Raw genomic sequence first — 15,710 nt, 5'->3', positions numbered from 1 at the left:
CTCTGTGCACCTCCACCAAACAGAAGGAGTAAAATGTGGGAAAAAGTGACCTTGACAAAAAGCCCCATACAAGGTGGCCGAAGGCCGGATGAGGGCTCTTTCGCGCAACGAAGAAGGATTTCAAATACATTTGCTTTGCAGACAAAGAGCCCTCACCCGCCCTTCGGGCACCCTCTCCCATTGCTCCGCAACGGGAGAGGGGGAAAATTGGAGACGGTCTCTCACTTTCAGCCTTGGCTGGTCGTTCTTCTCAACCGCGGGCCCTGACGGCCGCGGTATAGATGTCGTACAGCTTGTCATATTGCGGCACGATATCGAACTCGACCGCGGCCGCAAGCCGCTCGTCCAGCGTGTCGAACTGCATGGCGCTGAGCTGTTCCTTGCTGAACTTGGCCAGCACCTCGGGCTGCGCCATCTGCGCCACCGGCTGAAGGTTGCCGTTGCCGGAGGCGACGATGTAGCTTTCATCGGGTCCGACCATCCATTCGAGGAAGTCCAGCGCTTTAGGATGGAGATCGGGATTGTTGATGGCCGAATTGAGCTCGATCCAGTTGATGCCGCCCTTGCCGTCGGCCGGTCCCTTGGGCGGCGAGATGGCATAGAGATTATTGTTGCCCTCGGCGCGGGCGGAAGCGATCGAATAGGTGCCGCCGCAGAAATAGGAGTCGATCTCGCCGTTCAGCATCGCCAGATTGAGCTGCACGAAATCGGTGGTGACCGTCTTGGCCTGCTTCAGGATGCGGTTGGCGGTTTCGGTGAATTTGGCGACCTCGGCATCGCCCTTGTCCTTATAGGGATGGATGCCGGCGATCATGCACAGATCCATGACGTTCCAGTCCTCATAGGCGAGTATGCCGAATTTGAAGTCGGCATTGTTATAGAGATCCCAGCCTTCGTTCTTAGCCGTCTCGACCGAGACCTTGTCGGTATTGACGACGAAATCGAAGGTCTCCAGGCGTTGGATGACGCCCAAGAGCGCATCCCCCTCCCGGCTCATCGCCCACTTATAGGGCGGTTTGAACTTCGGGATCATCTTGTTGTAGAGCGGCTCGAAGCGATCGCGCGGCAGATCGCGGATCAGCTTCTCGGGCCACATATAGTTCTGGGCCCAGGGATTGTTCACATTGATGAAGTCCCAGTTCTTGGTCTCGCCCGCCCGCAGGCGGTTAAGCGATTGCGGGTCGGAAATATGGATCTCGGTCTTGAGCTTGCTGCCCGTGTCCTTGGTCCACAATTCGGCGAGCCTGGGATCGGCATAGGCGTCCCAGCATAGGAGATTGAGGGTGCGCTCCTGGGCCCTAAGCTCATGGCTTGCGCCGCTCGCCAGCAACGCGCCGGCGCCGCCCAGATAGGCGAGAAGCCTCCGGCGCGTGAGCTCGAATCCCTTCTGCCCGGCAAAGCGGACCGGATTGCGGGCCGCCATTCTCAACAGTGTCTTTTCCTTGTCCATTGTAGTCCCTCCCTCAGGTTTCTTGTTTCGGTGGTTAGACGTTGAACTCCACATTCTCCGGCCATTCCGGCAGCGTCATGCCGCCATCGACGACGATGGACTGGCCGGTGATGTAGCGGGCATTCTCGCCAGAAAGAAACTCGACCGCGGCGGCGACGTCATCGGGTGCCGCGAGCCGGCCCAGCGGGATGAGCGCCTTCATCTTGGCCTCGTTCTTGGCTCCGAGGCCCTTGAGCACCGGTTCTGTACCGACCACGCCCGGTTCCACGGCGTTGATGGTGATGCCTTCCTTGGCGAATTCGAGCGCCATGGAGCGCATCATGCCGTTCATCGCCGCCTTGGAGGCACCATAGATCGCGAGCCCCGAGGCGCCGGTCTTGTTGCCGGTGATGGAGGAAGTGAGCACGATCGCCGCGCGTTTCGACTTGCGCAGGCCGGGCAGCAGAGCGCGAATGGCGAAATAGCAGGAGCGGGCATTGAGGCCGTGGACCAGGTCCCAGTCGTCGGGCGAGGATTCGGCCACGGTGACGGTCGGATAGATGCCGGCATTGTAAGCAAGCACGTCGATCGCCCCGTCCTTGGCGAAGCCCGGGGCAAGCGCTGCCACATGCTCGAGATCGAGGATGTCGGCGGTACAGCATTCGAGTGCTGCATCACCATTCACGATCCTGGCGAGATTGCCGAGCTCGGCTTCGTTCCGGTCGACGACGATGAGACGGCCACCGCGTTTCGCGAGCCGCTGGACAATCGCCCTCCCGATACCGGTCGCCCCGCCAAAAACCACTTGCGTCAGCAAACTGTGCTCCTGGGAAATCGCAGAAAGTTTCGCATATCGCACGTTAGTTCGCAATACGGCAAATCTGGATTTGCCAAGTCGACATAATGTCTGGAAGATCGCCAGGCGAGTCAATCATCAGAGGTCGAGCATGAGCGTGCGGATCGGCATCATCGGAACGGGCGTCATGGGCGCCGATCACGCCCGCTCGCTCGGCAAACATGTTCCGGGCGCCATCCTCAAGGCCGTCTATGACGCCGATGCGACGCGCGCCAGGATTGTCGCCGAAGAGACGGGGGCCGAGACCGTTGCCGCGAGCCCTGCTGAGCTCATTGCGGACCAGACCATCGATGCGGTGCTCATCGCCGCGCCCGACGGCACGCATCAGGAGCTGGTGCTTTCCTGCCTCGCCGCGCGGAAGCCGGTTCTGTGCGAGAAGCCGCTGGCGCCGACGCCGGGCGAGTGTCTCGATGTCATCGCGGCGGAGCAGAAGCTCGGCAAGCGCCTCGTCCAGGTCGGCTATATGCGGCGTTTCGATCCTTCCTATGTGGACATGAAAGCGGCCCGCCGATCGGGCCAGCTCGGCCAAGCGCTCATGTTCCATTGCTTTCACCGGAATGTCTCGGCGCCCGCCTGGTTCGACGCCGGCATGGCCGTCACCAACTCCGCCGTGCATGAATTCGACATCGCCCGCTGGCTCCTCGATGACGAGCTCACGAGCGTCGAGACCTTCGTGCCGGGCACATCGCAAGTCGCCGCGGGTTCGCCGGTCTTCCTGGTGCTTTCGACCGCCGCCGGCCTCCTGGTCACCATCGAGGTCTTCAACAATGCAGGCTATGGCTATGATGTCAGGGGCGAGCTTGTCTGCGAGAAGGGCACCGTCTCCTTGCGCCAGCCGGCTTCGATCGAAGCGAATGCCGCCCTCGCCCGCACGATCGCCTATCCCGCCGACTGGCGGCCGCGTTTCGCCGACGCTTATCGCCTGCAGCTCCAGGCCTGGGTGCAGTCACTTCATGCCGGAACGGCGCATGGCGCCAATGCCTGGGACGGCTATGCCGCGAGCGCCGTCGCCGAGGCCGGCGTCAGATCGCTGGCGGAAGGCCGGCAGATTAGGATCGAGCTCGCCGAAAGGCCGGCGCTCTACTCGTTCTCGAAATCGCCGAATATGTCCTGAAGCCTGGTCAGCTCGTCGACGCGGCGGCTGACCTTGTCGCCGAGCACGACGATGATGTTGCTGATGAGGAGATCGAAGACGGCGACCATCATCGCCGCCCCGTCCCAGAGGGGTCCGCGTGCGCCCGGCAGGATGATCGCGATGTCGCTCGCTTCCTCGGACCAGGTGCAGAACTCGTCCGTCACCAGGATGACCTTGACGCCGGCCTTGCGCGCCTCGATGCCGAGCGGCCGCGCCTTGCTGGCAAAGCGGCGCACATCCATCAGGAACAGGCAGCGGCCGTTGGCGGCCTGGTCCAGGATCTCGGCATAGGTGCCGTTGACACCGTCGACGAACTGGACGGCGGGGCGCGCATAGGAAAGCTGGCTGGCGAAATACTGCGCCACGCCGCGCACATTCTGATAGGCCGCGACATAGACTTCGCGCGCTCCGATCAGCGCCTTGATCGCGGCCTGCCAGTTGGCGGAGGTCGTCAGATCGTAGATCCGTTCGAGATCCCCGATCTGCTGCTTGACGAGCGAGGCCAGGAGCTTGCCTTCGCGGACATCGCGCTGCAGCGGCTCGACCCCGCCCTTGACTTCCCAGGCGGGGTTCTGCGAGCCGCGGCGCAATTCATGCTTGAGCTCATCGAGGCCGTCATAGCCCAGGCGCCGCAAATAGCGCCCGACGGTCATCGGGCTCACTTCGACGCGTGCCGCGATCGATTTCGCCGTCTCGAACGGCAGATCGACGAGATTGCGCTCGAGATAATTGGCGATCCGGATGTCGGATTTCGTCTGTCGGAATTTCTGGCTTCGCAGCCGCGCAAGCACACTGGTCACGACCGGATCCCGCCGCTCTTGGAATGGGGCCGCCGGGAACATACCGTCCCGGCGGCGCGGTTTCGCTCAAGCTTCATTCTGCCGTCTTGATCTTGGTCCAGACGCGATCGATCTGGCGGATGTCGGCGCCGAGATCCCGGAAGATCTGCAGCTTTTCCATCACATCCGGCGGCGGATTGATGGCCGTGTTGTTCTTGATGCGGTCGGGCGTCAGCGAACGCGCCGGGACATTGGCCGTGCCGTTGGTCTGCTGCTCGACATTGAGGGCCGCGACTTCCGGACGCGTGTAGAACTGCATGAACTTGATCGCATTCTCCTTGTTGGGCGCCGTCTTCAGGATGCAGATATCCTCCTGATACATGGTCGCCCCTTCTTCCGGGATGATGTAGTTCAGGTTCGCCTCGTCGCCGAAGACGTCGATCATGGCACCGACGAAGAAATGCGCCGCGGCGACATCGCCGGATTTCACCATCGGCCGCGACTCGTAGGTGAAGGCCGCGACATAGGGCTTCATGTCGATGATGGTCTGCGCCGCCTGCGACAGATCTTCGGCATTGGTCGAGTTGACCGATTTGCCGTTGAGGATGAGGCCGACGCCCACGACCTCGCGCATGTCGTCGAGCAGCGTGAATTTGAGGCCTTTCGCCTTCAGTGTCTCGATGAGATCCTTCCAGCCGGTTATGTCTTTGCCGAGCACCTTGCGGTTGTACATGAGGCCGACGGTTCCCCAGGCATAGGGCAGGCAATACTCGCCTTTCGGGTCGGACGTGGCGCGCAGGAAGGCCGGATCGATGTTCTTGAAGCCTTCATACTGGTTGATGTCGGTCTTCTCGAGCAGATCGAGCTTGGCCATGATGTCCTGCATGTGCACGGACGGGAAAACGATGTCGTATCCCGTGGCACCCGCCTGCACCTTGGCAAGCATCTCTTCATTGGAGGCATAGGTCGTGAGATTGACCTTGATGCCCGTCTCGCCCTCGAACTTCTTCAACACCTCGGGATTGATGTATTCGCCCCAGTTGTAGATGTTGAGGACCTGCTGGGCCGCGGCGCTGGCCGGCTGCCAGATCAGCAGCGCGAGCCCCATGAGGCACATCCCGATCGCGGATAGCATGCGCGCCGGCGATGGGACACGGCGCCTCGAAGCTTGTGGTGATTTCATCTTTCTCTCCCTGGTCGATGCGCGCCGCCGGTCAGGCCGAGGGGGCGGCGCGTTCTTCTCAGTCAGCGCTTACGCATTGACTTTTGCACGCCTATGATATCAAGATAACAAAATTTCACAAGTGTGATCACAATAACATTTTAGGGGCGGAGACCGGGAATGCCGGAAAGCATCGTCAGGCTGGAAGGCGCGCGCAAAACCTTCCCCTTGCCGGAAGGCGGCGCAGTGACGGCTTTGGGCGGCATAGACCTCGAGGTCGGCAAGAACGAGTTCCTGACCCTTCTCGGTCCGTCGGGCTGCGGCAAGACCACGCTGCTCCACGCCATCAGCGGCTTCGTCGAGCTCGATTCGGGCCGTATCCATGTCGACGGGCAGGATGTGACGGACTGGCCGCCGCACAAGCGCCCGGTCAACACCGTGTTTCAGAACTACGCCTTGTTTCCGCATATGTCGGTGGCCGAGAATGTCGGCTATGCGCTGTCCATCGCCGGCACGGCCAAGGAAGAGCGCACGAAGCGCGTCGACTCGGCGCTCGGCATGGTCGGCCTCAAAGGCCTGGGCAACCGCCTGCCCCGCCAGCTCTCCGGCGGCCAGCAGCAGCGCGTCGCCTTGGCGCGCGCGATCATCGCGAGACCCAAGCTCCTGCTTCTCGATGAGCCGCTGTCCGCCCTCGACAAGAACCTGCGCGCCGCCATGCGCATCGAGCTCAAGAACCTCCAGCACGAGCTCGGCATCTCCTTCGTCTTCGTGACCCACGATCAGGAAGAGGCGCTGACGATGTCGAACCGCATTGCGGTGCTCAATGGCGGCGTCGTCCAGCAGATCGACACGCCGGACAAGATCTATAACAAGCCCGTCAACACTTTCGTCGCGAGCTTCATCGGCGCCAGCAACCTGTTCGAGGGGCGCCTGGAAAGCTCGGCCACCGGAGCCAAAGTGGTGACGGCGGAAGGCGACGCCATACACTGTGCCGCGACAGGAAAGACTGGCCCGGTCACGGCCCTGATCCGCCCGGAACAATTCTCGCTCGCCACCGCCAGTCCGGCCAGAGAGGCGAGCCTCGATGTCGAGATCGACCAGGTCGTCTTCGTCGGCTCCGTCTTCGAGCTCTATTGCCACTCGGCCTCGGGACGGAAGATCATCGCAACCGTGCCGGCGAGCGAGGCGGCGGCGGTCAATAGGGCGAGCCACGAGAAGAAGGCGCGCCTCGGCTACGATCCGGCCGCCGTCCATCTCATCACCGCCAAGGACGCCGAGCCATGACAAGGGTCGGACGGCGGATCGCCGAGCTGTCTGTCCTTCTCGGACCGGTCACGCTTTTCCTCGCCGTCTTCTTTCTGGGCCCGCTCATCATCATGATGATCTACAGCTGGCTGGCGCCCGGCCTCTATGGCGGTGTCGAATGGCAGTTCTATCCGCATAATTTCGGACGCATCCTCGGCTTCGCCGATCCGGCCTTCGAGGAATTCGACCCCGTCTATCTGTCGATCTTCTTCCGTTCGCTGAAAATCGCGCTGATCACGACCTTCTGCACCTTGCTCGTCTGCTATCCGGCAGCCTTCCAGATCGCCCAGCTGCCCGACCGCTGGAAGGCCTTCTGCCTGTTCCTGATCACGCTCCCCTTCTTCACCAGCCTGATCGTGCGCCTGTTCATCTGGGTCCTCATCCTGCGCCCGACCGGCCTCATCAACGGCCTCTTCATGTGGACCGGCCTCATCAGCAAGCCCTTCGAGCTCATCTATACCGACGGCGCGATCATCATCGGCATGGTCTATATCTTCATTCCCTTCATGTTCATGCCGATCTATGCCAGCGTCGAGAAGCTCGACTGGTCGCTGGTGCGCGCTTCGCAGGATCTGGGCGCCAACGGGTTCAAGACCTTCCTCAGGATCATCCTGCCGCTCACCATGCCCGGCATCATCGGCGGCATGATCATCGTCTTCATCCCGGCACTGGGCAATTTCATCGTGCCGGCGGTGCTCGGCGGCGCCAAGGTCCTGATGATGGGCAATCTGATCGAGCAGCAGTTCCTCTATGCCCGCAATTGGCCGTTCGGCGCCGCCCTCGCCATGCTGGTGATGACGGCGGTGCTGGTGCTCTTGTGGTTCTATGTCAGATACGAAATGCGCCGCGACGACGATGCCGCAGTGACGCGCTGAAGCGAGGGCACCATGCGGCTGGCCAGGAAAGTAGGTAATGCGGCGCTCGCCTTCTACACGGTGCTGTTCTTCGTCTTCATCTACCTGCCGCTGGCCCTGATCGTCGTCTATTCGTTCAACGCCGATCCGATCAACATGATGAACTGGTCGGGCTTCACGGTCGAATGGTACTTGAAGATCCTGGGCTTCAGGACGACGATCTCGGAAACCGCGCTCTATCTCGAATCGACGCCACAGCTCATCCAGGCGGTCAAGAACAGCCTGACGATCGCGGCCGCGACGACGGTGATTGCGACGGTCATCGGCACCTCGACCGCGCTCGCCATGTACCGCTTCAATTTCCTCGGCAAGCAGTTCTATCGTGTGCTGCTGTTCGCGCCGATGCTGATGCCCGATATCGTGCTCGGCATCGCGCTCCTGATCTTCTTCGTCGGCGGCGGCATCCAGCTCGGCCTCAAGACTATCATCATCGGCCAATGCACCTTCCTCATCTCCTATGTCTTCATCGTCGTGTCGGCGCGGCTTGCCGGCATGGACCGCACGCTCGAGAACGCCTCGGCCGATCTCGGCGCCAATGAATGGACGACCTTCCTGAGAGTGGTCCTGCCGCAGCTGACGCCCGGCATATTGGGCGGCGCCCTCCTCGCCTTCATCATCTCGATGGACGACCTCGTCATCACCTATTTCGTCGCCGGCGCCGAAACCCAGACCTTGCCGATCTTCATCTTCGGCATGCTGCGGCGTGGGATAAAGCCCGAGATCAACGCCATCGCCGTCATGATGCTGGTCTTCTCCTTCATCATCGCCTCGCTTGGCCTCTATCTGCGCAGCCGGCGGCGATGAGGTGCACCCCGATCACCGGTAAAGTTCCCTGACCCGGGCCACGGCCACGGCCATGTCCGGCCGATCTTCGCGCACCCCGGCGACAGGCGGCGGCGTACCGAACCAACTCAACCGGCCTTGGGCGGCGAGCTTGGAAAAAAGACGGTGCCGGTCGGCCGTCGCTTCAATGAGACCGGAGCCGAAGAGCCAGGCCGCCGAACGAGAAAAGGCTGAATTGCGCCGCATCGCCTGGCCATGCAGCCACTCGCACAGCCTGAACGTCACCGTCCTGCGCTGCGGCAATTCATAGACATGGACCGTCTTTCCGGCCGAGAGGGCATCAGCGACCATGGAGACGCTATCGCTGGTGACGACGATCTCATCGGCCAGACGGATCATATCCCAATAGGGATTATCGGGAGCTTCACGATAGGCCAGAGCCTGATGCGGCGGCCGCAAGCAGCGGACAAAGGTCTCCTCCACGGCAAGCGCGGTGCGCGGACTTGGAACGATCACCACGGTAGCACTTCTTTGCTCGGCATAGGCGGATAGCTCTCGGCACATGGTCTCGGCGACCGCATCATCGATCCAATCGGGCGTGCTGCTGGCGCCGATGAGAAGGGCGATCACCGGCGGCGCGATCTTCAAGGTCGATGGCGCGACCGGCCGGTCACATGACGTCTTGAGGACAAGCGGAAGGTCGAGCTCGACGACATTCGGCGCCGGCGGCAGACGATATTGCGCCGTGGTCAGGATGAGGTCATAGCCCGTCACGGCACCCGGCGGGCGGCCGATCACCACGATCTTCGTCCGGTTGCCGGACAATTGCCGCAGCTGCCTGGCGACCCTTACGCACAGTGCCTCGGCGCACAGGATGATCTCCGGCCATGGCGGCGCGAGCCGATCCGATGCGGCACGATCGAGAAGCCAGGGGGCCAGAAAAGTGAGCTCAGGCGAGCGGAATTGAATCCGCTTGGCCACCCACGGCCATTCCAGCGCCTGCGCCAGCGCCAGCATCTGCTTGTAGTCGCCAATGCGCCGATGCCACAGGATCCAGAGTGTCGGCGAAATCCGCGGCCGGACGTCAACCGCCTTCAAGCCCGGCGCGCGGCTGTCGACACGCTGCTCAAGAGCCGAGCGCGGCATTGCGGCCCGGACGCAGCGACACGGCATGTCGTGGCCTGTTGCTCATGACGACGGTCTCGGTCACCTCGACCACGTCGATATAGTTCGCGAGAAGCCCGGAAAGGACATTGTCCCATCTATATTCAGCCGACCGCTGCAGGGCATGGGCGCCCATCTTGAAGCGCAGCTCCTGTGACGCGACCAGAGCGGCGATCCTGTCGGCGAAGAGGGCTTCGTCTCTGGCGTTGACCAGGAAACCCGTCGTCCCTTCGATCACCAGGCTGCGGCTGCCGCTCGCATCGGCGCAAACCACCGGCAAGCCGCTCGCCATCGCTTCCAGTGTGACATTGCCGAAAGTCTCGCTCTCGCTCGGAAAGACGAAGACATCGGATGACGCATAGGTGCGGGCAAGCACGTCGCCGTTGAGAAAACCGGTGAATATGCAGTCCGGCAGGGCCCGGCGCATGGCTTCTTCTTCCGGCCCATTGCCGACGATCATCGGCCGACAACGCATGCCCCGCCGCCTCAGATCATCGAAGAGCCGGATCAGCACAGCGGTGTTTTTCTCCTTCACCAGCCGGCCGACATAGCTGACGACGATATCGTCATCGGCCACGCCGAGCGAGCGCCGCCAGGCCAGGCACCGGCGATTCGGATTGAACAGTTCGGTGTCCACGCCGCGCGACCATACTCGCATGTTCTGCGCTATCCCCTCCTCCTTGAGAATCGAAAGCATCGATTCGGAAGGCGGATAGATCTGGCGGCATTTGCCGTAGAAATACCTGAGATATTTCTTGCCGAGGCTTTCGAGCGCGGCGAGCCCGTAATACTTCAAATAGGCATCATAGCGGGTGTGATAGGAGGCGACGACAGGCACCTGCCAGCGTTCAGCCAGGCACAAGGCCCTGTAGCCCAGGACATCCGGCACCGCGATATGAAACAGGGTCGGCCGGAAATCTTCCAGGCGACGACAAACAGTGGATGGCAGCCCCAGGGACAGACGATATTCGGGACGCGAGGGAATGGGGAAGGAAGGCACCGACAGCAGCTCGCCGACAGGCTCGAAGGCCGGCGCAGGTCCGGTCGGGGCCACGACCAGCACCGCGATTCCGCGCCGCTGCAAATAGCCGACGAGACGGTTCAAGGTCAGAGAGACGCCATCCTTGATGTAATTGTAGTTGCCGGTGAACAACGCCACACGCAGCTTTCCGCAAATCTCGGCGGGTAGGCGATCGGCCGGTGCGTCGATCCGATGTGCCTGCGAAAACTTCGCCTCGGTCAATCCCATGCGGGTCACTCCGTCGCCAACGGGTCGTCAGCCGGTAGAAGCTTCGAGTCGCCTCACCCGTTGTTCATGAGACTCATTGTCCGCTCTTTCTTTAAAGGCGCATGACATTTGTCTGACGGGCGACAGAAAGATGTGCGCTAGGCTCCCACGGTCGCCGTTTCGACCAGGCGCGGCACGCGCGCGACGACGTCGAGCGCGTCATGACGGATGAAGTTTCGTTTCATCGCATCGCGGATCGTCGCTTCCTCGACCAATCCTTTCGCCAGGCACTCCTGCAGCAGAGTGAAGAAGAATTCCTCCTGCCGCCGGTCAGGATGCCTGGCATAACGGCCGAGCAGACCGTGATCGCCGAACATCTGGCGCCGCAGGCGCATGATCCAACCGATGACGGGCACGAACTCGGTCGGCGTGTAATCGACGGGCAGGCCGGTTTTCCAGGGCTGGGTGCGCCGCCTGGTATTGTGCAGCATCTTGGTCTTGGGCGTCAGCCGGTCGAAATCGTTCCACTCGTCCTCGAAGGAGCCGATCGTGTCGCGCGGCTCGAGCAGCAGGGAAATCCAGTCGTGATAGTCGCGCTTTCCCTCGAACAGCTCATCGAAATCGCGTTTGACATTCCAGTGCGCAAGCTTCGCGCAGTCGAGCAGCATAACACTGGTCGCGAAGGCGCCGTTCTTGAATTTCGACCCGCGGCACAGGATGGCCTTGCCCTTCATATCGCGGCCGAGCAGTTCCCAGACATCGGCCACGGCGAAAACATCCGGGTCGACCACCAGGGCGCGGCCGCGATAGCCCATCAACTCGGGCGGAAGGAAGCGCACCAAGGTGAAGGATTGCAGATCGTCATTGCGCCAGACGCGCTCGACGCCATGCCGGCGGTAGGATTGCCCTTCCCTGGCGTGGAAGAACCCATGGTCCTCCTGACGGATGATCGTCACATCGAACTTGTCGGCGTGTTTCGAGGCGCGCTTCATCGAATAGGCCGAAACGATCGCGCCAATCGACTGCTTGTCATTGGTCTGGATGAAGATTCGCGCTCTGTCGTGAGGCTGCTGCATGGATCCCCGCGGATTCAAAATCGGCCAACGCCAACTGACGCAGCAAAATGCAAATCTTTAATGACAGAAGAAGCGGCATTTTGCCGTGCGCGTGGAGATGGCGCCTGAGATAGGAATCCGGCTCATGGCGATGGCCGCACCGCGCACCTGGATTCTCGCAAGCCCGCATGCGGGCGACAACACCCAGCTCTTTGCTTTGGCCGACGCCTTGGGGTGGCCTTATGAGACCAAGAGGCTGATCTATCGCCCGTCGGAAAGGCTCTTGCGGTTCCTCGGCCAAGCGACGCTCGCCGCCTTGAGCAAGGAAAGCCCGGACAAGATCATGGCGCCCTTCCCCGATCTCATCATTGCCGCGGGACGCGCCAGCGAGGCCATCGCATCGTGGATTCGCAAATTCGGCAACCATGACGCCCGCCTCGTCTTTATCGGCACGCCTTGGGGCGATCTCGCCGGATTCGATCTGGTCATCGCCACGCCGCAATATGCCTTGGCGCGGCGCGCCAATGTGCTAATGAGTTCGCTTCCACTCCATCGCATCCATGCCGAGGCCCTGGCCGCTGCAGCCGAGTCCTGGCGGCCTCGCCTGCAGCATCTGCCTCGGCTATTGACCGCTGTGCTGGTCGGCGGCAGCAGCGGGCCTTATGTGTTCGATCAAGCCTCAGCCGAGCGGCTGGGCCGGGACGTCAGTCGACTGGCCCACGAGCGCGGCGGCGGCCTCCTGGTCTCGACCAGCGCGCGCACTGGCCTCAAGGCATCGCAGGCCCTTGCGGCGGCGATCAGCGTTCCCAGCTATCATTATGACTGGGCCAGCGGTGGAAGCGACAATCCCTACCTCGCTTTCCTGGCTTTGGCCGAGCGCATCGTCGTGACGGCCGACAGCATCTCGATGATCTCCGAGGCATCGGCCACTGGAAAGCCCGTGCTGCTCTTCGACATCGAGACAGGCAGGCAATCGATGCGCGCCGAAGCGAGCGAGGCGGGCGTCCTTCCAGCACCTCATTGGCGCGGACGAACCCCGGGGGCCACGGCGTTCCGGCTCGCCATGCGCTTTGGTCCGCCGCGCTGGTCGAGAGACCTGCGCATCGTGCATCGCAATGTCGTGTCGGCCGGCCGGGCAAGCTGGCTCGGCGATGACTCTATCGCGAAGCCGCCCGCCCCTCCTCCGACTGACCTACGGCATGCCGTGGCGCGCGTGCAAGCTTTGTTCAAACCGTGAGGACAGCATGGACGTTCCGCCGCTGCAGCACGAAGCGTCGCGCCCGCTGGCGAAGCCGTCCGTCAGCGGCCTCACCGCCAGTGCTGCGCTGCTGCGGGGCAAGCTGTGGAAGAGCACTCTCGCTCGGGCCGAGCAGTTTGCCTATGATGTTTCGGGCCTTCCCATGGCGCTCGCGCCGGCGTCCCGGCAGGGGTCCGAGGCGGCTGCCTATCTCCACGCCACATATAAAGAGTATTTCTGGCGTCTTCCGGCGGGACCGGGCAAGGCTCTCCTGGCGGCTGTCACATGGCCATTCGCGCTCGCTTTCACGATCGTCCAGAACACGGCGCGCAATGGCGCGGTCATCCGCAGGCGAACCGGCAAAAGGGCCGTGTCACAGGCCCTCGGCCAGCTCCATTGCGCCTGGTCCTATGCCATCGCGCCGCCTTGGTATTACATGTTCGAGCTTTTCGATGATGACCGAAGAGCACGGGCTCCGCTCTATCTGACGGCTCATGAGACGATTGCCGCCGCCTATGAGCTGCTCGAGCCCATGGCCAATACCGACTTCCTGGCGGACAAAGTGTGGTTTGCCGATTATTGCAAAACAACGGGACTTATCGCCGTTCCGGTGCTTTTCCATGCCGCGCGCGGCAAGATCTGCTTTCCGCAGGGCGACGGCGAAGCGCTTCCCGACAGTGATCTGTTCGTGAAGCCGCGGCAGGGCAATGGCGGTCATCATTCCGAAAGATGGGATTTCGTCGGTGACGGCCGCTATCGCAACAGCAAGGGCGAAGCGCTCCGTCGCCCCGACCTGCTGCGATGGATCGCCCAGCAGTCGCTCGGGCAGGATTTTGTCGTGCAGCCGCGGCTCGTCAATCATCCACTCCTCAAGGACATCAGCAATGACGCGCTCGCCACCGTGCGCGTGCTGACTTGCCGCGATGAAAAGGGGGGATTCGAGGCGACGAACGCCGCCTTCCGGATGGCCATCGGGGCGAATTCCGTGGTCGACAATTTCCATCAGGGTGGGCTCGCCGCCCCTGTCGATCTCGCAACCGGCCGCATCGGACTCGCCTCCGACATGGGGGTCAGGCCGCATGTTGGTTGGCGCGACACCCATCCGGTGACTGGTATTGCCTTCATCGGGCGCACTCTGCCTTTCTGGGCAGATGTCCTCGAGCTCGCCCGCCGCGCGCATGCCGCGTTTCCGCAGCGCACCGCGATCGGCTGGGACGTCGCCATGCTGGAAGACGGTCCCTGCATCATCGAGGGCAACGGTAAGCCCGATCTCGATATCCACCAGCGAGTCGAACGGCGGCCTCTCGGCGATCAGCGCATCGCCGAGCTGCTGGCCTTCAATTTGCGCAAGCGTCTGACCCAACCCGGTGTCATCTTCACGACCGGTGCATGACGCCGTTCGCCCCTTTGCCGGGCAGGTTCAGCCATCGCCTCTCCGTCACCAAAGCCTGCGGCCATTCATAAGGAGAGCGGAACGGATCGCGCTTGGCCGTAAAGCACGCCGTCCAGAAGCGCCAGGCCGTGAACAGCGCCATGACGGCGAAGGGCAGCCATATGCTGAGCCACGGCGAAGTGCCGTTGCCACTGGTGGCAGCGGCGCCTTGCTCGATGAAATGATTGTAGATGAACAAGAGGATGATGGCGCCGCCGATATTCGAGGCGCGATGAACCCGGCTGCGGGCCAAGGCGAAGGGGATCGCCAGCAAGGGCAGCAGCGGGATCGTCAGCATCTTGACGAGGCGGTTGTGGAGCTCGGCCGTCATCGCATTGACCGAGGAATCGGGCGGTGGGCTGGCCTGACGCGCGAACAGCTCGGGTAGGGTCAACTCGCGCTCATCGAGGCCACGCGCGCGAAAGGCCTTGTCGCTGACGCCGCCAATCGGCGTATCGACCGTGGTGAAGTCGCTGTTCTCCGGCGCCTTAAGCGGTCCGGCCACCAGGTTCGGGACCGGCGCGATCTTCAACGTCGAGCCGTGCTCGAGGCGAAGCGTCGGGCGGCCCTGACCTTCCGCATCGTGAATTTGCCCCGCTTGAGCGGTGATCGTCGTGACGCCCTTCTGCGGACCGCGATCCTCATAGATGAAGACATGCTGCGCCCGCTTGTTGGCCCGGTCGAGCCCGTCAAGGATGAAGGTGCGGTTGTCGGCCCGCATGAACACGCCTTCTTCGGCGAGGTAATAGACTTCGACATTTTGGACGGCATAGGCCAACGCCCGGTAGGCATAACGCCCATGCGGCTGCAACCAGCCCATGACCACAACCGCCGCCGCCAGCGAGACGATGGACAGGAGGGCAACCGGCACTGATAGGCGATGCAGGCCTATACCCGCTGCCTGCAGCGCATCGATCTCATTGTCCTGGGACATGCGGCTGAAGCCCAAAAGGACGCCCAGGAACAGGGCCATCGGGATCGCGAGCCCGATATAATAGGGAGAGAGATAAGCGAGCATCTGGAACAGGACGCCCAGCACGTTGTCCTTGCCGATCGTTCGGTCGAGAAGGCCCATGACGCGGTCGGCCAGAAGGAAGATGAGCCCTATGCCGAAGGTGGTTGCCAACGGGACGAGAACCTTGCCGGCAATATAACGATCGATCGTGAAGCGGCGCATTGCTGACTTCCCCGCGCAAGCCTCGTGTCCTCTAGAGACCGGCAATGACGGTGA

The 15,710-nt window shown here is 62.3% G+C and carries 14 protein-coding genes; 6 read left to right on the top strand and 8 right to left on the bottom strand.

What is annotated here, in order from left to right; genetic code table 11:
• Nucleotides 1-250: 250 nt before the first annotated feature.
• Together DS839_RS26360 and DS839_RS26355 are read right to left on the bottom strand one after the other, a co-directional pair.
• On the bottom strand, nucleotides 251-1,450 hold the full coding sequence (locus tag DS839_RS26360; protein ID WP_368911933.1) for an extracellular solute-binding protein: 1,200 nt from the start codon (nucleotides 1,448-1,450) through the stop codon (nucleotides 251-253).
• Nucleotides 1,451-1,484: 34 nt separating this feature from the next.
• Nucleotides 1,485-2,246 carry an SDR family NAD(P)-dependent oxidoreductase gene (locus tag DS839_RS26355; RefSeq protein ID WP_162918810.1) on the bottom strand — a complete coding sequence of 254 codons (762 nt, stop codon included), beginning with the start codon at nucleotides 2,244-2,246 and terminating at the stop codon, nucleotides 1,485-1,487.
• 130 nt (nucleotides 2,247-2,376) lie between these two features.
• On the opposite strand from DS839_RS26355, the gene DS839_RS26350 reads away from it, so the two are divergent.
• The gene (locus DS839_RS26350) at nucleotides 2,377-3,399 is read left to right on the top strand and encodes a Gfo/Idh/MocA family protein (protein WP_119273466.1); all 1,023 of its coding nucleotides are present in this window, start codon (nucleotides 2,377-2,379) and stop codon (nucleotides 3,397-3,399) included.
• Here DS839_RS26350 and DS839_RS26345 read toward each other — a convergent pair.
• Together DS839_RS26345 and DS839_RS26340 are read right to left on the bottom strand one after the other, a co-directional pair.
• Nucleotides 3,366-4,220, bottom strand: a complete 855-nt coding sequence (locus DS839_RS26345; protein WP_368911932.1) for a MurR/RpiR family transcriptional regulator — start codon at nucleotides 4,218-4,220, stop codon at nucleotides 3,366-3,368. The two genes, DS839_RS26350 and DS839_RS26345, sit on opposite strands and share 34 nt — an antisense overlap.
• A 73-nt stretch (nucleotides 4,221-4,293) precedes the next feature.
• Entirely contained in the window at nucleotides 4,294-5,307 is a 1,014-nt protein-coding gene (locus DS839_RS26340) for a polyamine ABC transporter substrate-binding protein (RefSeq protein WP_368911931.1), read from the bottom strand.
• Between the two features lie 234 nt (nucleotides 5,308-5,541).
• Here DS839_RS26340 and DS839_RS26335 point away from each other — a divergent pair, with 234 nt between their 5' ends.
• Genes DS839_RS26335 through DS839_RS26325 form a run of 3 tightly spaced genes read left to right on the top strand, consistent with a single transcriptional unit; the run spans nucleotide 5,542 to nucleotide 8,384 of the window.
• Nucleotides 5,542-6,645, top strand: a complete 1,104-nt coding sequence (locus DS839_RS26335) for an ABC transporter ATP-binding protein (protein ID WP_119273464.1) — start codon at nucleotides 5,542-5,544, stop codon at nucleotides 6,643-6,645.
• A complete protein-coding gene (locus DS839_RS26330; RefSeq protein WP_119273463.1) occupies nucleotides 6,642-7,541 on the top strand; it encodes an ABC transporter permease in 900 nt (299 codons plus the stop codon). The genes DS839_RS26335 and DS839_RS26330 overlap by 4 nt, the downstream gene beginning before the upstream one ends.
• 12 nt (nucleotides 7,542-7,553) lie before the next feature.
• The gene (locus DS839_RS26325; RefSeq protein ID WP_119273462.1) at nucleotides 7,554-8,384 is read left to right on the top strand and encodes an ABC transporter permease; all 831 of its coding nucleotides are present in this window, start codon (nucleotides 7,554-7,556) and stop codon (nucleotides 8,382-8,384) included.
• A 12-nt stretch (nucleotides 8,385-8,396) separates the two neighbouring features.
• On the opposite strand, the gene DS839_RS26320 is transcribed toward DS839_RS26325, so the two are convergent.
• From DS839_RS26320 to DS839_RS26310, 3 genes are all read right to left on the bottom strand, one after another.
• Nucleotides 8,397-9,509 (bottom strand): ELM1/GtrOC1 family putative glycosyltransferase, encoded by a 1,113-nt coding sequence (locus DS839_RS26320; RefSeq protein ID WP_162918809.1) that lies wholly within the window; start codon nucleotides 9,507-9,509, stop codon nucleotides 8,397-8,399.
• Nucleotides 9,490-10,776 (bottom strand): glycosyltransferase family 4 protein, encoded by a 1,287-nt coding sequence (locus DS839_RS26315; protein WP_119273460.1) that lies wholly within the window; start codon nucleotides 10,774-10,776, stop codon nucleotides 9,490-9,492. The genes DS839_RS26320 and DS839_RS26315 overlap by 20 nt, the downstream gene beginning before the upstream one ends.
• A gap of 137 nt (nucleotides 10,777-10,913) precedes the next feature.
• Nucleotides 10,914-11,831, bottom strand: a complete 918-nt coding sequence (locus DS839_RS26310; RefSeq protein ID WP_119273459.1) for a hypothetical protein — start codon at nucleotides 11,829-11,831, stop codon at nucleotides 10,914-10,916.
• A 124-nt stretch (nucleotides 11,832-11,955) separates the two neighbouring features.
• Here DS839_RS26310 and DS839_RS26305 point away from each other — a divergent pair, with 124 nt between their 5' ends.
• Together DS839_RS26305 and DS839_RS26300 are read left to right on the top strand one after the other, a co-directional pair.
• Nucleotides 11,956-13,047 carry a mitochondrial fission ELM1 family protein gene (locus tag DS839_RS26305; RefSeq protein ID WP_162918808.1) on the top strand — a complete coding sequence of 364 codons (1,092 nt, stop codon included), beginning with the start codon at nucleotides 11,956-11,958 and terminating at the stop codon, nucleotides 13,045-13,047.
• A 7-nt stretch (nucleotides 13,048-13,054) separates the two neighbouring features.
• A complete protein-coding gene (locus tag DS839_RS26300; protein WP_162918807.1) occupies nucleotides 13,055-14,440 on the top strand; it encodes a sugar-transfer associated ATP-grasp domain-containing protein in 1,386 nt (461 codons plus the stop codon).
• Here the strand turns inward: DS839_RS26300 and DS839_RS26295 are convergent.
• Nucleotides 14,424-15,656, bottom strand: a complete 1,233-nt coding sequence (locus DS839_RS26295) for an LptF/LptG family permease (RefSeq protein WP_162918806.1) — start codon at nucleotides 15,654-15,656, stop codon at nucleotides 14,424-14,426. The two genes, DS839_RS26300 and DS839_RS26295, sit on opposite strands and share 17 nt — an antisense overlap.
• Between the last annotated feature and the right edge of the window lie 54 nt (nucleotides 15,657-15,710).

It is taken from the genome of Taklimakanibacter deserti (assembly GCA_003574785.1).
The sequence above is the reverse complement of the archived record's forward strand: the minus strand, read 5'-3'. Positions and strand labels throughout refer to the sequence as shown.

What these genes read in the sequence shown, in the direction of transcription:
- DS839_RS26360 (WP_368911933.1), bottom strand. Translation starts at nt 1,450, where the DNA reads ATGGACAAGGAAAAGACACTGTTGAGAATGGCGGCCCGCAATCCGGTC.
- DS839_RS26350 (WP_119273466.1), top strand. Translation starts at nt 2,377, where the DNA reads ATGAGCGTGCGGATCGGCATCATCGGAACGGGCGTCATGGGCGCCGAT.
- DS839_RS26340 (WP_368911931.1), bottom strand. Translation starts at nt 5,307, where the DNA reads ATGGGGCTCGCGCTGCTGATCTGGCAGCCGGCCAGCGCCGCGGCCCAG.
- DS839_RS26335 (WP_119273464.1), top strand. Translation starts at nt 5,542, where the DNA reads ATGCCGGAAAGCATCGTCAGGCTGGAAGGCGCGCGCAAAACCTTCCCC.
- DS839_RS26330 (WP_119273463.1), top strand. Translation starts at nt 6,642, where the DNA reads ATGACAAGGGTCGGACGGCGGATCGCCGAGCTGTCTGTCCTTCTCGGA.
- DS839_RS26325 (WP_119273462.1), top strand. Translation starts at nt 7,554, where the DNA reads ATGCGGCTGGCCAGGAAAGTAGGTAATGCGGCGCTCGCCTTCTACACG.
- DS839_RS26320 (WP_162918809.1), bottom strand. Translation starts at nt 9,509, where the DNA reads ATGCCGCGCTCGGCTCTTGAGCAGCGTGTCGACAGCCGCGCGCCGGGC.
- DS839_RS26315 (WP_119273460.1), bottom strand. Translation starts at nt 10,776, where the DNA reads ATGGGATTGACCGAGGCGAAGTTTTCGCAGGCACATCGGATCGACGCA.
- DS839_RS26310 (WP_119273459.1), bottom strand. Translation starts at nt 11,831, where the DNA reads ATGCAGCAGCCTCACGACAGAGCGCGAATCTTCATCCAGACCAATGAC.
- DS839_RS26305 (WP_162918808.1), top strand. Translation starts at nt 11,956, where the DNA reads ATGGCGATGGCCGCACCGCGCACCTGGATTCTCGCAAGCCCGCATGCG.
- DS839_RS26300 (WP_162918807.1), top strand. Translation starts at nt 13,055, where the DNA reads ATGGACGTTCCGCCGCTGCAGCACGAAGCGTCGCGCCCGCTGGCGAAG.
- DS839_RS26295 (WP_162918806.1), bottom strand. Translation starts at nt 15,656, where the DNA reads ATGCGCCGCTTCACGATCGATCGTTATATTGCCGGCAAGGTTCTCGTC.